The organism is Maricaulis sp. (assembly GCF_015665295.1).
In the GTDB taxonomy this organism is placed as follows: domain Bacteria; phylum Pseudomonadota; class Alphaproteobacteria; order Caulobacterales; family Maricaulaceae; genus Maricaulis.
Map to the genome: position 1 here is coordinate 96,577 of NZ_JADFAJ010000001.1, position 15,953 is coordinate 112,529.

At 62.4% G+C, this 15,953-nt stretch carries 15 protein-coding genes; 5 read left to right on the forward strand and 10 right to left on the reverse strand.

All coding sequences use genetic code 11. From position 1 onward, the window contains the following. Window positions 1-109 precede the first annotated feature (109 nt). The 5 genes from QZZ02_RS00510 to metF form a co-directional block, all read right to left on the reverse strand. A complete protein-coding gene (locus tag QZZ02_RS00510) occupies window positions 110-925 on the reverse strand; it encodes a TIGR00282 family metallophosphoesterase (protein WP_291841564.1) in 816 nt (271 codons plus the stop codon). An 83-nt stretch (window positions 926-1,008) separates the two neighbouring features. Further along, window positions 1,009-3,672, reverse strand: a complete 2,664-nt coding sequence (metH, locus tag QZZ02_RS00515; protein WP_291841565.1) for a methionine synthase — start codon at window positions 3,670-3,672, stop codon at window positions 1,009-1,011. Window positions 3,673-3,683: 11 nt separating this feature from the next. Continuing rightward, entirely contained in the window at window positions 3,684-4,397 is a 714-nt protein-coding gene (locus QZZ02_RS00520) for a class I SAM-dependent methyltransferase (RefSeq protein ID WP_291841566.1), read from the reverse strand. A gap of 77 nt (window positions 4,398-4,474) precedes the next feature. After that, complete coding sequence (locus QZZ02_RS00525; RefSeq protein WP_291841567.1) at window positions 4,475-5,533, reverse strand: homocysteine S-methyltransferase family protein; 1,059 nt, start codon at window positions 5,531-5,533, stop codon at window positions 4,475-4,477. Next, a complete protein-coding gene (metF, locus tag QZZ02_RS00530) occupies window positions 5,530-6,438 on the reverse strand; it encodes a methylenetetrahydrofolate reductase [NAD(P)H] (protein WP_291841568.1) in 909 nt (302 codons plus the stop codon). Before metF ends, QZZ02_RS00525 begins: the two co-directional genes overlap by 4 nt. Window positions 6,439-6,690: 252 nt before the next feature. Between metF and metK the strand changes: the two genes are divergently transcribed. Then, window positions 6,691-7,857 (forward strand): methionine adenosyltransferase, encoded by a 1,167-nt coding sequence (metK, locus tag QZZ02_RS00535; RefSeq protein WP_291841569.1) that lies wholly within the window; start codon window positions 6,691-6,693, stop codon window positions 7,855-7,857. Window positions 7,858-7,930: 73 nt separating this feature from the next. Further along, on the forward strand, window positions 7,931-9,340 hold the full coding sequence (gene ahcY / locus QZZ02_RS00540) for an adenosylhomocysteinase (protein WP_291841757.1): 1,410 nt from the start codon (window positions 7,931-7,933) through the stop codon (window positions 9,338-9,340). 61 nt (window positions 9,341-9,401) lie between these two features. Here ahcY and QZZ02_RS00545 read toward each other — a convergent pair whose 3' ends face one another. The 4 genes from QZZ02_RS00545 to QZZ02_RS00560 all read right to left on the reverse strand — a co-directional run bounded on the left by QZZ02_RS00545 (window position 9,402) and on the right by QZZ02_RS00560 (window position 11,336). Then, entirely contained in the window at window positions 9,402-9,812 is a 411-nt protein-coding gene (locus tag QZZ02_RS00545) for a hypothetical protein (RefSeq protein WP_291841570.1), read from the reverse strand. Then, window positions 9,809-10,420: a 5-formyltetrahydrofolate cyclo-ligase gene (locus tag QZZ02_RS00550; RefSeq protein ID WP_291841571.1), complete on the reverse strand. Its 612-nt coding sequence runs from the start codon at window positions 10,418-10,420 to the stop codon at window positions 9,809-9,811. Before QZZ02_RS00550 ends, QZZ02_RS00545 begins: the two co-directional genes overlap by 4 nt. Before the next feature lie 196 nt (window positions 10,421-10,616). Further along, a complete protein-coding gene (locus tag QZZ02_RS00555; protein ID WP_291841572.1) occupies window positions 10,617-11,042 on the reverse strand; it encodes a cell division protein ZapA in 426 nt (141 codons plus the stop codon). Between the two features lie 3 nt (window positions 11,043-11,045). Next, the gene (locus tag QZZ02_RS00560) at window positions 11,046-11,336 is read right to left on the reverse strand and encodes a DUF4164 family protein (protein ID WP_291841573.1); all 291 of its coding nucleotides are present in this window, start codon (window positions 11,334-11,336) and stop codon (window positions 11,046-11,048) included. A 253-nt stretch (window positions 11,337-11,589) separates the two neighbouring features. Here QZZ02_RS00560 and QZZ02_RS00565 point away from each other — a divergent pair, with 253 nt between their 5' ends. Beyond that, window positions 11,590-12,171 carry a hypothetical protein gene (locus QZZ02_RS00565; RefSeq protein WP_291841574.1) on the forward strand — a complete coding sequence of 194 codons (582 nt, stop codon included), beginning with the start codon at window positions 11,590-11,592 and terminating at the stop codon, window positions 12,169-12,171. Here QZZ02_RS00565 and QZZ02_RS00570 read toward each other — a convergent pair. Further along, the gene (locus tag QZZ02_RS00570; protein WP_291841575.1) at window positions 12,143-13,171 is read right to left on the reverse strand and encodes a glycosyltransferase family 2 protein; all 1,029 of its coding nucleotides are present in this window, start codon (window positions 13,169-13,171) and stop codon (window positions 12,143-12,145) included. The two genes, QZZ02_RS00565 and QZZ02_RS00570, sit on opposite strands and share 29 nt — an antisense overlap. Before the next feature lie 214 nt (window positions 13,172-13,385). Here QZZ02_RS00570 and QZZ02_RS00575 point away from each other — a divergent pair, with 214 nt between their 5' ends. Further along, on the forward strand, window positions 13,386-15,113 hold the full coding sequence (locus tag QZZ02_RS00575; RefSeq protein WP_291841576.1) for an SLC13 family permease: 1,728 nt from the start codon (window positions 13,386-13,388) through the stop codon (window positions 15,111-15,113). Window positions 15,114-15,127: 14 nt separating this feature from the next. Next, window positions 15,128-15,937, forward strand: a complete 810-nt coding sequence (cysQ, locus tag QZZ02_RS00580; protein ID WP_291841577.1) for a 3'(2'),5'-bisphosphate nucleotidase CysQ — start codon at window positions 15,128-15,130, stop codon at window positions 15,935-15,937. Window positions 15,938-15,953: the final 16 nt, after the last annotated feature.

The following is a 15,953-nucleotide window of genomic DNA, read 5'->3' on the forward strand; positions in this document are numbered from 1 at the left end:
ACACGGTCACACCGACGCGAGCAATTACGCTAGCCGCCGGAGAAACACGATCAACCGGTTGCAGCCGCGAACCGGGCGGTTTGTGCTGCGACGCAGCAAAATTATCACATCAAAACGGAAGCGTTTCGGCGAGCTGTCCACCTAGCCGGATCGGCTCGCAACGGAGGGCCAGTCCCGTCCGGTCATCGGTCTCCACGAACACTCCGCACAGCGTCGCCTCACCGGTGGCTGGCTCGAAGCGGCCGGACCGCATCCGGGTGGTGAAGCGCCGCAAGGGCTCTTCCTTGTCCATGCCGATGACACTGTCATAATCCCCGCACATGCCGGCATCGGTCTGATAGCCGGTGCCCCCGGGCAGAACACGCGCATCCGCCGTTGGAACATGCGTGTGGGTGCCGACGACGAGGCTGGCGCGACCATCGCAGAATGCGCCCATCGCCATCTTCTCGCTCGTCGCCTCGCCATGGAAATCGATGATCGCGGCATCGGCGACGACGCCCAGCGGGGCTGCCGACAATTCGCGTTCGACCACCGTGAACGGATCATCGAGCGATTCCATGAAAAGATTGCCCATGACATTCATCACAAAGACCCGACGCCCGTCCGGCAGGTCGTAGAGATTGGCGCCGGCACCGGGGGTTGATCCGACCGGATAGTTGGCCGGACGCAGAAGGCGGGGTTCACGATCAATGAAGCTGAGCGTTTCGCGTTGATCCCAAGCATGATTGCCCAGGGTGAGCACGTCGATGCCCAGATCGAAGAGCTGGTGACAGATCTTTTCCGTGACGCCGAAACCCGCCGCAGCATTCTCGGCATTGACGATGATGAAGTCCGGCTTCAGCGCATCGCGCACACGCGGCAAATGATCCTCGATAGCGCGGCGACCGGTCTTGCCGACAATGTCTCCGAAAAAGGCCAGGCGCATGAATATGGGCTCCGTCTGCGGTCAGGCCGACGGATATGGCGCATCATGCGCCGAATGTCCAAGTCATCACTGATACATCCGCGTCAGGCGGCGTCGGCCGCACCGGGCACATAGTCCAGGATCGGTGCCAGGCAGCGCTCGGCCTCGGCCAGCGTCCAGCCCTTGCGGCGGGCATAGTCCTCGACCTGGTCGCGCAAAATCCGCCCCACAGCGAAGTAGTGGCTGTCCGGATGCGACAGGTAGAGGCCGGAAACCGACGATGCCGGCGTCATGGCAAAGGAATTGGTCAGGCCGATACCGGCCTTGTCCGACGCATCGAGAAGCCGGAACAGGGTCCGCTTTTCCGAATGGTCCGGCTGGGACGGATAGCCCGGCGCCGGACGGATGCCGTCATAGGCCTCCGCGATCAGCTCGCGACTGGAGAAGGTCTCGTCCGGCGCATAGCCCCAATCCTCCCGGCGGACCTTTTCGTGCAGCCATTCCGCGGCCGCCTCGGCGAGCCGGTCCGACAGCGCCTTGAAGAGAATGGCGTTGTAGTCATCCTTGTCGGCCTCGAATCGGGCCAGCAGCTTCGGATTGTCACCCGCGGTAACGGCGAATCCGCCGATCCAGTCCGCATGACCCGCCGGGGCCAGGAAGTCATACTGGCTGAGATGGGGGCGATCATTGTCCTTGGCCGCCTGTTGCCGCAGCCCGAATAAGCGGGCGAGTTCGGTGTCGCGGCTGTCGTCTGTGTAGAGGACCGCATCATCACCATCGCGATTGGCGGGCCAGAAGCCGACAACGGCGCGCGGTTCGAGCAGTCTTTCCTCGACGATGCGGGTGAGCATCGCCTGAGCGTCGGCAAACAATGACTTCGCCGCCTCGCCCCGCCTGGGATCCTCGAAGATGGCTGGATAGCTGCCCTTGAGTTCCCAGGTGAAAAAGAACGGGGTCCAGTCGATATAGTCGACGAGTTCGGCCAGACCCGGCTCAATCGTCGAGACACCGGGGTGCTTCGGCGTAGGCGGCACATGGGCCGACCAGTCGCAATCCCACCCCTTCTCCCGCGCCCGCTCGAGCGGCAGGCGCGCCTTGGCCGACCGTGCAGCCAGCCGCCGCTCGCGGATCTTCGCCAGGTCGGCCTTGACCTCGGCCGCATAGCTGTCGCGCTGGTCCGAGAGAAGTCGGGACACCACGCCGACGGCCCGGCTGGCATCAAGCACATGGATCACAGGCGCGATACTGATCGACGGGTCGATCTTGACCGCCGTATGCGCCGGGCTGGTCGTCGCACCGCCAACGAGCAGGGGAATCTCGACCTTCTGACGCTCCATTTCCGAGGCGACGAACACCATCTCGTCGAGTGACGGGGTGATCAGGCCAGACAGGCCGATAATGTCGGCCCCTTCCCGGCGTGCCGTTTCGAGGATTTTCTCGCACGGCACCATCACGCCCAGATCGATAACGTCATAGCCGTTGCATTGCAGGACCACGCCGACAATATTCTTGCCGATATCGTGCACATCGCCCTTCACCGTCGCCATGACGATCTTGCCGTTCGACTTGCCCTGGTCCCCGGTGAGCGCCTTCTCGGCCTCCATGTACGGAATGAGGTGGGCTACCGCCTGTTTCATGACCCGGGCCGATTTGACGACCTGGGGCAGGAACATCCTGCCGTCGCCGAACAGGTCGCCGACGACATTCATGCCGTCCATCAGCGGTCCCTCGATGACATGCAGCGGCCGGTCGAATGCCTGGCGCGCCTCCTCCGTGTCATCGACGATGAATTCATTGATCCCGTGAACGAGGGCGTGGCGGATGCGGTCGGCGACCGGCGCCTCGCGCCATTTCAGGTCGCGTTCCCGGGCCGGACCGCCGGCCTGACCGCGATATTGCCCGGCCGCTTCCAGCAGTCGGTCGGTCGCATCATCGCGCCGGTTGAGGACGACATCCTCGACCAGTTCGCGCAGCGTCGGTTCGATATCGTCATAGATATCGAGCTGCCCGGCATTGACGATCCCCATGTCCATGCCCGCCTTGATGGCGTGGTAGAGGAAGACCGAGTGCATGGCCCGGCGAACGATCTCGTTCCCGCGGAAGGAAAAGGAGATGTTCGAGAGACCGCCGGACACATGACAGCCCGGCAGGTTTTCCCGGATGCGACGCGTCGCCTCGATGAAGTCGACGGCATAATTGTTATGCTCCTCGATCCCCGTTGCGACGGCAAAGATATTGGGATCAAAGATGATATCCTCGGGCGGAAACCCGATTTCCTCGACGAGTATCCGGTAGGCGCGCTCGCAGATCTCGTACTTGCGAGCCGCGGTGTCGGCCTGACCGGTCTCGTCAAAGGCCATCACCACGACGGCCGCACCATAGGCCAGGCATTTGCCGGCCTGCTCGCGGAACTGATCCTCGCCTTCCTTCAGGCTGATCGAATTGACGATCGCCTTGCCCTGCGTATTCTGCAGCCCGGCCTCGATCACCTCCCATTTCGAGCTGTCGACCATGACCGGCACGCGGGCCACATCCGGCTCGCCAGCGATCAGACGCATGAAGCGGGTCATGGCCTCGACGCTGTCGAGCAGGCCCTCATCCATGTTCACATCGATGATCTGGGCGCCGTTCTCGACCTGCTGGCGCGCGACCGTCACCGCTTCGGCATAGTCACCGTCGGTGATGAGTTTCCGGAAGCGGGCAGAACCGGTGACATTGGTCCGCTCACCGACATTGACGAAACTGGGGCGTGGCTTGGAAGACGACATGAGAACAGCACTCAAACGGAGAAACGGGAATCGTTGAAGACGCGACCGTCGAAGGTGGCGAGGACCGCATCATCGAGAAGGAGGTCGGGGGAGCGTGTCATTAGCCACCAGGTCTGGCGGGGATGAAACCAGGGCAGTTCCTGGGCGTGTCCGCCCATGGCGGTGCACAATTCATGAATATGGTCACGCGGGAACCAGACACAGCCGGGATACGCCCAGCCCGGCTCATCCAGTCCTGGCGGCATACGCTCGTCCGTCGCCTCATGAATCACCGTGAACAGGAAGCGGCTGCGCTCATGCATGACACTGACTGCAGACAGGACCAACCTCGCCAGCCGGTCCCGCCCGGTGTGGGAAATGATCGACTGGGCGACAAGATAGTCAAACGTCGTTCCGAATCCGGAGAAATCGAAATCATCGCCATGATAGAATTGCGGCGCGCGTTTCTCGATGAATTCGGCACCCAACTCGCTGTCGACTGCTTTCTGAATCAACCAGTCATTCGGCTCGACACCGTAATAATTCCCCGGCTCGAGATAGGTCATCAAGAGACGACCTGCACGCAGCGACCCACAACCAATATCCAGTAAGGTTTGTTCCTCACGTAGGCCCAGCCTTGTGAGCAGGCGGAACTGAGTCGCACCCATGAAGTCGTATTGGTCAGGCGGACCGACATAGGCCCGGTAGTGGTGATCACCGGGCTTCATCGTTTCTTTTACTGCCATTCCCTTGTCCTTCCCATCGCGCCCGGAGTTCTCTCGCGAACGCCCCGGTGATCGACGCGGTACCGGAGAAAACCGTTTCAGACTGCCAGTTCGAACGGTTCAAGTCCTGAAAGTCGAGTCACACGCGCCGGCGCACCCGGCTGGCGTGGCGCAAGACCGTCCACCGCGGCCGCAATGGCGCGGATATGGGCAGGCGTGGTGCCGCAGCAGCCGCCGACAATATTGACCAGACCGGACCTCGCCCACTCGCCAAGATGACCGGCGGTCTCGACCGGCGCCTCGTCATACTCACCCATGTCATTGGGCAAGCCTGCATTGGGATAGGCAATGACCCGCGTATCGGCGACACGGGATATCTCGCCGATATAGGGCCGCATCTCGTCAGCCCCCAGGGCACAGTTGAGTCCGATCGCCCATGGACGGGCATGGCGGACCGAGTACCAGAAGGCCTCGGCAGTCTGCCCGGACAGTGTTCGCCCTGATCGGTCCGTGATTGTGCCGGAAATCATGATCGGGATTGTCTCGCCGGAACTGATACGCAGATCCAGAAGTGCTTTGATCGCGGCCTTTGCGTTGAGCGTATCGAACACGGTCTCAATAAGGAACCAATCGACATAAGGTGCCATCGCCTCGGCCTGTTCGAAATAGGTCGCCCGAACCGTCTCGAAATCGACATCCCGATGGCCCGGATCATTCACGTCCGGCGAGATCGAAAGCGTCTTGTTGGTTGGCCCTATGGCACCGGCAACACCGCACACACGGCCCGCTTCCGCAGAATGCGCGTCCGCCGCCTCACGCGCCAGCCGTGCACCCTCACGGGCGATTTCGGGCGCCAGGGCCTGCATTTCATAATCGGCCTGTGCAATCGAGGTCGACGAGAATGTGTTGGTCTCGACAATATCCGAACCGGCCTCGAAGTAGGCACGGTGGATTGCCCTGACGGCGTCAGGCGCAGACAGATTGAGGACGTCATTATTGCCCTTGATCGAGACGCCCCATTCCGCGAAGCGCTCGCCGCGATAGCCGGCCTCGTCCAGTTTCAAATCCTGGATTTGAGTGCCCATGGCGCCGTCGAGAACGAGAATGCGCTCACGCGCCGTCTGTTCCAGCGCTTCGATACGATCTGACCGGTTCATGATGCGACAGCCTCACGCTCTCGTTCGCCGGCCTTGACGCCCAGCAACTGGCAGGTCGAAAGCGCGAGCTCGGCCCGGTTCAGCGTGTAGAAATGGAAGCCGTCAACGCCGCCATTGCGAAGCGTTCCGCACAACTTTGCGGCCACATGCGCAGTTACCAGTTGACGCGTTCCGGCATCATCGTCGAGACCTTCATAGGCTTCGTGCAGCCATTTCGGCAGGCTGGCGCCACACAGTCCGGCGATCCGTTTCAGACCCTTGAAGTTTGGCTGCAGCATGATGCCGGGAATGATCGGTATCGAGATGCCGGCCCGGGCCGCACGATCACGGAACCTGAAATAGATATCCGGATCAAAGAAGAACTGCGTGATCGCGCGCGTCGCACCGGCATCAATCTTGGCCTTCAGGAGATCGATGTCGAAATCGGCGTTCGGGCTTTCCGGATGTGTCTCGGGATAACAGCCGACCGAAATCTCGAAATCGCCGACAGTGCGAATGCCGCGCGCCAGCTCGGCCGCATTGGCATATCCGCCGGCCGGCGGCTCATAGGCCCCGCCGATCGCGTCGGGCGGATCACCGCGCAGCGCCACGATGTGCCGTACGCCCGACTTCCAGTAATCACGGATGACATTGTCGACTTCGTCCCGGCTCGCACTGACACAGGTCAGGTGGGCGGCGGGACGGATCGAGGTTTCCTCGACGATGCGGTGAACCGTGCGATGGGTCCGGTCGCGGGTCGACCCGCCGGCCCCGTAGGTGACCGAGACAAAGTCCGGCCGCAGCGGCTCGAGCCGCGATATCGACTCCCACAGCGTGGCCTCCATCGCGTCGGTCTTCGGCGGGAAGAATTCGAACGAGACGGCAAGGCTGCTCGTATTCCGCGCTATCCGTCCGTCCGCACTCATGGGGCACCTTTCGCCGATTGCATCGCTGTCCGGGGCTTGCCGTCTCACGGCCGCCCCGCACCGGAACAATATCAACATCACGACATAAAGATATCTTTATGTGATGTGGTTGGCTAGAGGCGAAGTGGTGGTTTAGTCAGCACGCCCTAAATGCATTGGTGATTTTTTCCGCAAAGCGTTCGAGGCTTGCATCCGCAGGTCACATCTGGTCTACCCGATGATATAAAGAACTCCTTATATGAGGTTTCCACAGTGAGCCGTTCTTCCTACATCTTCACGTCCGAAAGCGTTTCCGAAGGCCATCCGGACAAGGTGTGCGACCGCATCTCCGACACGATTGTCGACCTCTTCATCGGCAAGGACCCGGAGGCCCGCGTCGCCTGCGAGACACTGACCACCACCAATCAGATCGTTCTGGCGGGCGAGGTCCGGTGCGCGGCCGAGATTGACAATGACGAGATCGAGGCCGCGGCCCGCGAGGCGGTGCGCGATATCGGCTATGAGCAAGACGGTTTTCACTGGAAAACGGCCAATCTGCAAAACTTCCTGCACGAGCAGTCCGCCCATATTGCCCAAGGTGTGGATGCAAGTGGCGACAAGGATGAAGGCGCTGGCGACCAGGGCATCATGTTCGGCTATGCTTCCGACGAGACGCCGCAGCTGATGCCGGCACCGATCACCTACTCACATCAGATCCTCAAGCGCATGGCGGAGCTGCGCAAATCCGGCGAGCGTCCGGAATTCGAACCCGATGCAAAGTCGCAAGTCACGATGCGTTATGAAAATGGCGTGCCGGCGGGCGTGACATCAGTGGTCGTTTCGACCCAGCACAAGGACGGGCTCAGCCAGGCTGACATTCGCGAGCTGGTTCGCCCTGTGGTGGCCGAGGTGCTGCCCGAGGGCTGGTTCCCGCCGGAAGACGAGTTCTACGTCAACCCGACCGGCACCTTCGTGATCGGCGGCCCGGACGGCGATGCCGGACTGACAGGACGCAAGATCATTGTCGACACCTATGGCGGCGCGGCACCGCACGGCGGCGGCGCCTTCTCGGGCAAGGACCCGACCAAGGTCGATCGTTCGGCTGCCTATGCCTGCCGCTGGCTGGCCAAGAACGTCGTCGCGGCGGAACTGGCCAAGCGCTGCACCATCCAGGTCTCCTACGCGATTGGCGTGTCCAAGCCGCTGTCGCTCTATGTCGACCTGCACGGCACGGGCCGCGTTGATGAATCCAGGCTGGAGGACGTGCTGCGACAGCTCGCAGACCTGTCGCCGCGCGGCATCCGCACCCGTCTGCAACTGAACAAGCCGATCTATGCCCGCACGGCGGCCTATGGCCATTTCGGCCGGACGCCGGGCGCAGACGGTGCCTTCTCCTGGGAACGCACCGATCTGGCCGACGAGCTTCGCTCTCTCCTCTGATCCTGTTATGAGCAGGGCCAATTCAACGGCCCTGCTGCTTTGAGAACACTGATTAAAGAAGGACCTGATGGTCATGACGCAATTTGCTGCGGACAATCCCTATGTCGTGAAGGACATGTCGCTGGCCAAATGGGGCCGGATCGAATTCGACATGGCCGAAATTGAGATGCCGGGCCTGATGGCGCTGCGCGAAGAGTACAAGGACGCGCAACCGCTCAAGGGCGCCCGCATTGCCGGCTCGCTGCACATGACGGTGCAGACCGCGATCCTGATCGAGACGCTGACCGCACTCGGCGCAGAAGTCCGCTGGGCGTCCTGCAACATCTTCTCGACCCAGGACCACGCCGCCGCCGCGATCGCCGAAACCGGCGTGCCGGTCTTCGCCACAAAAGGCGAAACGCTGGAAGAATACTGGGACTATGCCGACGCCATCTTCCATTGGCCGAACGGCGAGACGGCCAACATGATCCTGGACGATGGCGGCGATGCCACCATGTATCTGATCCTCGGCGAAAAGGCGGAAGCCGACCCGTCCCTGCTCGACCATCCCAAGTCCGAAGAAGAGACCTATCTCTTCGCCCAGATCCGCAAGCGTTTCGAAGCCAGCCCGGGCTGGTTCGCCAAGGCCAAGGCCGCCATCAAGGGCGTTTCCGAGGAGACCACCACCGGCGTGATGCGTCTCTATCAGATGCAGAAACGCGGCGAACTGCCCTTCCCCGCCATCAACGTGAATGACAGCGTCACCAAGTCGAAATTCGACAACCGCTACGGCTGTCGCGAAAGCCTTGTTGATGCGGTCCGTCGTGGCACCGATGTGATGATGGCCGGCAAGAAAGCCGTCGTCTGCGGCTATGGCGATGTCGGCAAGGGCTCGGCCGAGTCACTCGCCGGCGCCGGCGCCCGCGTCTACGTCACCGAGATCGACCCGATTTGCGCCCTGCAGGCCTGCATGGACGGGTTCGAGGTTGTCCGCCTCGAGGACGTCGTCGCCGACATGGATATCTTCGTAACCGCAACCGGCAACAAGGACATCCTGACCGTCGATCATATGCGCGGCATGAAGGACATGGCGATCGTCTGCAATATCGGTCACTTCGACAATGAGATTCAGGTCGAGAGCCTGAAGAACTTCAAGTGGACGAATGTGAAACCGCAGGTCGACCTGGTGAACTTCCCGGAAGGCCACCGCATCATCCTCCTGTCGGAAGGCCGCCTAGTCAATCTCGGCAATGCCACCGGCCATCCGAGCTTCGTGATGTCGTCCAGCTTCACCAACCAGACGCTGGCCCAGATCGAGCTCTGGACCAAGGGCGAGAACTACGGCAACGAGGTCTATATCCTGCCCAAGCATCTCGACGAGAAGGTCGCGGCCCTGCACCTCGACAAGCTGGGCGCGAAACTGACCGTACTGTCGAGCGAACAGGCCGACTATATCGGCGTTCCGCAGGCCGGCCCGTTCAAGGCCGAGCATTACCGCTACTAGGCCAGCGTTGCCGGCACAACAAAGCGCCCCGGTCCCAGGGACCGGGGCGCTTTTGTCTGTACTACTCGGTAATCGGCAGGCAATCGCAGGCGGCGGCGGCTTTCCAGTCAAGCCGGATCCAGCACAATGCCTTGTCCCGGTCGTGAAACTGGCCGACCCGGCTCCCAAGCGAATGGGCAACAGTCGCCACGATCATCGACACGGTTTCCTGATCCTCGGCGCGGCCGACAAAGCCGAGCTTGGTGCCCGGAAGCAGGTCGTCGACAAGTTCCTGAACGTTCTCGATGATGTCGACAGGATCGGCCTCGATGGAGGCGTCCATGATGTCAATGATGGCACCGCGCACCGAATGGGCATTCGCCACGTCTTTCAACTCGATGCGGGACGCCTTGATTTCCGCGGCGTCAACGCCGCCGACATGGGTCAGACAGGCGGCATGATTGGCAGGATCATGGGTAACGGTAAAAGTCATCGTGGCACGAATTGTCCCCCGGATCGCGTCGGCTCGTCCCGAAAGTCGAACACGGTTGTGTCGGAGACGAGTCCATCAAGTGGCTCATCATGACTGTAGGCGGGGAGCTCCGCAACCATCTGGCAGTCAAACGCCAGTCCGATCGCGAGGGTGGGACCGGATGCGCGCAGGGTGGCAAGCGTGCAGTCATAATAGCCCTTGCCGAAACCCAGCCGGTTGCCGGCATGGTCACTGGCAAGCAGCGGCACAAGAAGGAGGTTCGGCCGGCATTCCGCTTGACTGGCCAGCGGCTCGGACACGCCCATGCCGCGCCGCTCCAGCGGATCGCCATCCCGATAGCTGCGGAAGCTCAGCGCACGACCAGCCCCCATTACGACGGGAAGGCACAACCGGACGCCTTTGGCGGCAAGCCTGTTCATCAATGGGCGGGGATCGATTTCACCGGTAAGCGGCCAATAGCCGGCCACGACCGCTCCAGCGGGCGGTATCCACTGGTCCGGAAAACCGGCGGCCAGCAATTGCCCCGCCTCAGGCCGGGCCTGCGCGGCCCTGCGCCGCAGCTCAAGCATGCGGGTCCGCAAGGCGGGCTTGTCCGTGGATGAGATCATGTGGCGGCTCCACTCGCGCCGTCAGAGCGTGTATATCCCCACAAACCCGACAGTTCAGGTGGGCACCACTTGAACGGGACCAGGGTCCCAGACAGAGGCAGTTCCCTCGTGGAGGTGTACGGTCCGCAGGATAAACGCTCCACTCGTACGCAGCAGATAACCGCCGCCCCCTATGTGGAGCCGAATGCGACCAAGCTCAAGCGCCAGCTTCCGCAAGCGCGTCATTCTGCGCAGATATTGTATGATCGCCCGTCGGATCGGCATCACCCGCCTCCATCGCGTCGGCGAAACTTTCCATGCGCTGGGCGAGCCGGTCGAGCTGGTCAGCCAAGCGCCCCCGGGCTTCGGCATGCAGGCTGGTCGCGCCGTGGTTTTCATGCCGCAGGCGCTGTATCTGACCTTCCAGCGCCTCGACCCGACTGTCGGCCTCCTTCAGATCATCCACCAGGATGAGCGATGCCATCAAGAGCAGCCGCAAATCCCCGATCTGTCCCACCTGCCCTGAAATCTCGCCGACACGCTTGTCGAGACTGGCGGCGAGCTCACGCAGATAGGCCTCCTGTCCCTCCTCGCAACCGATCGTGAAATCGCGTCCATTGAGAGTGACGGTCACGCGCGACATCGCCTATCCCTCCCCAGCCATCAACAAGCCGCGCAGATCGGTGATGGCACCGTCGAGCGCATCCGACGCCGCTTGAGCGGCCTCCTGCAAGGCAGCCTCGCGTCCGCGGGCCTCGTCCAGCGCCTCGGCCAGGTTGGCCCGATCGACATCGGCATCGCGCGCCTCAACCGCAGCAGCTTCCGCCTTCCGCACGCGGGCCCGCATCGTTCGCGCGACGCTTTCGACACGGCCCATCGCCCTGTCGAGACGGGCTACCACCACCTCAAGCGCATCTTCAGGCATATCGGAACGCACGTTCATACGCCTAGAATCTGCTGTGTCGCTTCAAAGTTCAAGTTCTTCTTCAACTTCATCCCCTGCGACTTTGACTCCAGACTGATTCATGCCGATGAAAAGCGGCAGAAAGGCGGATGCTCTTCCGGCGGCTGTCATTCCAATGGCGCGAAATGCTGACAGCGGCGCCACGCCCGCCTGATTGACGCCGCCTGTCGCGCGGTCCAAACAGAGAGTCTACACCGACCTTCCACGCATACAGGCGCGTATCGGCATGCTTTCCCTTCCAGACTGGGCCTTCTACCCGCTCGCCACAGCTGCCGCTGCCGGCATGATCGCGCTCGCCGTCAGCTTCGGCGAGAGCGATCATCGCGCGCCGGAGGAAATCCTCGCCGAAGGTCTGGTTTATGACGGGCCGGGGCTGGCCGCACTGCAGACGGGCAACGGGCTGACCGCCGAATTCCTGACCGAGAATGGCGAGGCGTTCGTGCGCATTTCCGCTGCGCGGGGCCCGTTTGACGGTATTCAGTCTGCCGGCGCCTTTTTCACACTGACGCCGGAGGAACGAGAAGCCCTTCAGGGACATCGCGTCCGCATCCGGTTCAATCTCCGGCAGGCTGATGTTCAACCGGCCGAGGCGACCCGCCTTGCCTTCCTGATCCCTGGTCTCGGCCAGGATTCCTGGCAGCGCATGCCTGTGGGTGAAGACTTTGCACCGATCGAGCTCGACATCGAACCGCCCAGCTGCGTCTGGACGGTCGGCTTCATCGGCTTGTGGCCCGACTGGACGACGGATCGCAACACGATCGATCTGGAAAGCGTCGAGCTTATGGCTCTTGAGCCGGTGACGTGCTGACGATCCGGCCGTCATAGGGCCGCACATCGGGCGCGCGGGTCAATAGCCCTTTCGAGCTCCAGAACATCATGCGGGCAAAGGCCAGCGCCGAAACGGTACGCGCTCGCTGGCTCTCTCGCCGTGCCTGCATGACCGATGGCCAGGCCTTGAGGCAGTCGAAGATTGCTTTCCAGTACAGCTTGAACTGGCCCGACTTCCACGCTCCCCACGACAACAGGAGTGTCGCGGCAAAGTGGAAGGGCATCGTCACCCAGAGCAGCCAGGACGGCATATTCTTCAAGTACACCCACAACCGGTTGCGCACGCCGTAATAGGTCGCGACCTCGGAGCGGCGCCCGGACGACGCATAGCCGATATGATCAACAGCCGCGTAGCGAAGCTGGATCGCGCGGTGGCCAGTCAGTCGTGCCCGCACGGCGAGATCGACGTCCTCATTGTAGCAGAACAGCCGCTCGTCGAACCCGCCCAGCCCGTCGAACACGTCCTTGCGTACAAGCGCAGCAGCGCCGCAAGGCCCGAAGACCTCGCCTTCTTCCGGCAAAAGGCTGACGGGCCGCAAGTAACCGGCACGATATGCCAGGCCGGTTACGTGATAGACATCGCCGGCACCGTCCAGCAGTCCCGGCTGGCCCGCGCAATACTGCGTCGAGCCGAACAGGGCGATGTCGGGATAGCGCAGCACCGCGAGCTCCAATTGCTCCACCCAGTCGGCATGCGGGTAGGCGTCGGGGTTCAGCATTGCGATCCAGCGTGACCCGCAAAGCCCAACCAGCTTGTTCATGCCGCCGGCAAAGCCGAGATTTTCGTCGCTTTCGACAAGTCGCACACCGTCCGGCATGTCGTCGGCACTCACGCGCTGCCCTTCAGGCGAACCGTTTTCCAGAACAATGATCTCGCGCGGAGCGCGCGTCTGGGCCTGCAGCGCGGCGAGGCAACCGGCCAGCGTGCCGGTACTCTTGAAAGCGACAATGAGAACGGAGATGTCGGCTGAATCTGACACGCGCTTTCCCGGGTTGTGTATTATTTTGCTGCGATGCAGCGACTTTCAATTCGCCACAGAGCCGTTAGCATGCTTTCCGGCTGTCGCGAACTCCTCCCGCACGTCCCGCGCACGCGCAACTGCCCTTGGCCGTGTCCAAAAGGACCGTTCAGTGGCAGGTGTGAAGCAGGCAGGCGGGTTGTTGCGGCAAGGCGATGGCTAGGGGGCAATACGCGTGAGCGCAATCCTGATCGACACTGTCCTGGTGGTCATGCTGGGAGCGATTTTGCTGTCCGGCCGCCTGTCGACGGCACGGGCTTTCGCCCTGTTCACCGCGGCCGTGATCCTGACCGGACGCATATCGTTCGACGAGGCGCTTGCCAGGTTGACGACGCCGGCAATTCTCGCTGTGACGAGCCTGGTCATCATCGCCTCGGCACTTGCCAAACTGCCCGGCCTCAGCCGCGCCGTTTTCGGCTCTCCGGGGCGAGCACCGCGCCTGACTCTCTTGCGATTCCTCGGATCAGCGGCCCTGGCCTCGTCCGTGACACCGAACACGGCCGTGGTCGCAGCCCTGCTGGGACCAGCCGTCCGGCGCCCTGACATCTCGCCCCACCTGCTCCTTCTGCCCCTGTCCTATATGGCCCTGGCAGGCGGCATGCTGACCCCGTTCGGAACCTCTGCCAGCCTGATGGTCACCGGCGAGGCCGCGCGCCTGGGAATCGAGCTATCCGTATTCGACTTTGCTTTCCCCGGGGCGGTCGTCGCACTGTCTGTCTTCGCTGCCCTGGTACTGGCAGCTCCGGTTATCCTGAAGGAAAGAAAGGCGCCGGAGACGGATACCAGCGGCATCTTCCACATCGAAGCCCGGATCGAAGACACATCCGCACTCGCCGGGCGCAGTGTTGCAACGGCGCAATTGCGCAAGCTGCACAGCTTCTATCTGGCGGAAATCGTCCGCGGCAACCGGGTGATCCGGCCCGTTCACCCGGCCTTCGTGCTGAACGCTGGTGACCGGCTGATTTTCGTCGGCGACGTCTCTCATTTCGACGAGTTGCACAGCATTTCCGGGCTCACACTTGACGCGGCCCCCAAGCGGCAGACGGCAGACGAATTCTTTCACGCCGTGATCAGCGGCCAGAGCCTGCTCGACGGCAAGACATTGCGGGAAGCCGATTTCCGGGCCCGCTTCAATGCATCTGTCATGGCCGTGCGGCGCGGTGATGAGCGACTTTCCGGCAAGCTCGGCGATATTCGCCTGCGCACGGGGGATGTGCTGATCCTGTCAGCCGGCCCCGATTTCGGCAGTCGCGACAATGTCCGCCCAAACCTGCTTATCCTGGATGTCGACACGCCAGGCCAGACCCCGATGGCACCGCGCACCGCGTGGGCACTGGGTCTGAGCTTTGCGGCCTTTCTCGTCATTGCCCTGACCCAGGCCATCCCCTTCCACCATGCCGCGCTCGCGCTTGCCGCGCTGGTGGTGGGATTGAACTGGGCTTCGGCGCGCGAGGTCCGGCGAAGCTTCCCCTTCGATCTCGTTATCATCCTCTGGGGGGCGGTTCTGTTGAGCCTGCTGATCACCCAATCAGGGGCCGCGGCGACCGCCGCCAATTTCATCGCAGCGGTGACCGGGGAGCTGCCGCCCTATGCGGCCCTGGCGATCATCTTCTTTTTCGCATGGGCAATGACCGAACTGTTCTCCAATGCCAGTGCCGCCCTGACGGCCCTGCCGGTCGCCCTGGCCACTGCGAACCAGCTCGGCCTGCCACCGGAAGCCTTTGCCCTGGCTACCGCCTTTGGTGCCAGCGCCAGTTTTTTCATGCCCTTTGGCTACCAGACCCATTTGATGGTGATCACGCCCGGGCGCTATCGCCTCAGCGACTTCCTGGCACTGGGCAGCGTCGTCTTCGTCGCCTATGCCACCGGAGCACTGACAATTCTCACCCTTTTCTATCTGTGATCTGGACCTGACGCATGACCAATCTCGACGACAAGAATGCCATCGCCTTTGAATTTGCCCGCATCTGCTCGATCGCCGCCGTCACGATCATGGAGATTTATGAGAGTGATTTCGAAGCGCGCGGCAAGGACGACAAATCCCCGGTGACGGATGCCGACGAACTGGCCGAGGCGATCATCCTCGCCGAGCTGGAAACCGCCATGCCGGGCATTCCGGTGCTCGCAGAAGAAAGTTTTGCCGCCGGTTTCCGTCCCAAGACGGACGGCGCGTTCATCCTTGTCGATCCGGTCGATGGCACCAAGGAGTTCATCAACAAGAATGGTGAGTTCACCGTCAATATTGCCCTGATCGAAAACCGCGCGCCGACAGCAGGCTGCGTCTTTGCTCCGGCCCGCGAACGGATCTTTGTGGGCGGCACAGAGGCCTGGGCCGGATCCCTCAAAGCCGGCGAAAGCGTCAGCCCGGACCGGCTCGAGACGATCACTACGCGCGCGCGCCCGGCAGGCGGAATGACAGCGGTGATGAGCCGCTCACATGCCGACGCTAACACGCTCGCCTTTGCCGACGCCCAAGGCGTGACCGAAAAAGTATCGGCCGGATCGTCACTGAAATTCTGCCTGGTGGCCGAAGGCACGGCAGACGTCTATCCGCGCTTCGGGCCGACCAAGGAATGGGATACCGGCGCCGGCCACGCCGTGCTCAATGCCGCCGGCGGCGCCGTTCTGACGCCGGACGGTGAGCCCTTCATCTACGCCAAGGAAGAGGTCGAATACCTCAATGGGGCGTTTGTGGCATGGGGGCAGAGCGCCTGGCCAAAGGCTTAGGCGGCGGGCTCACCGC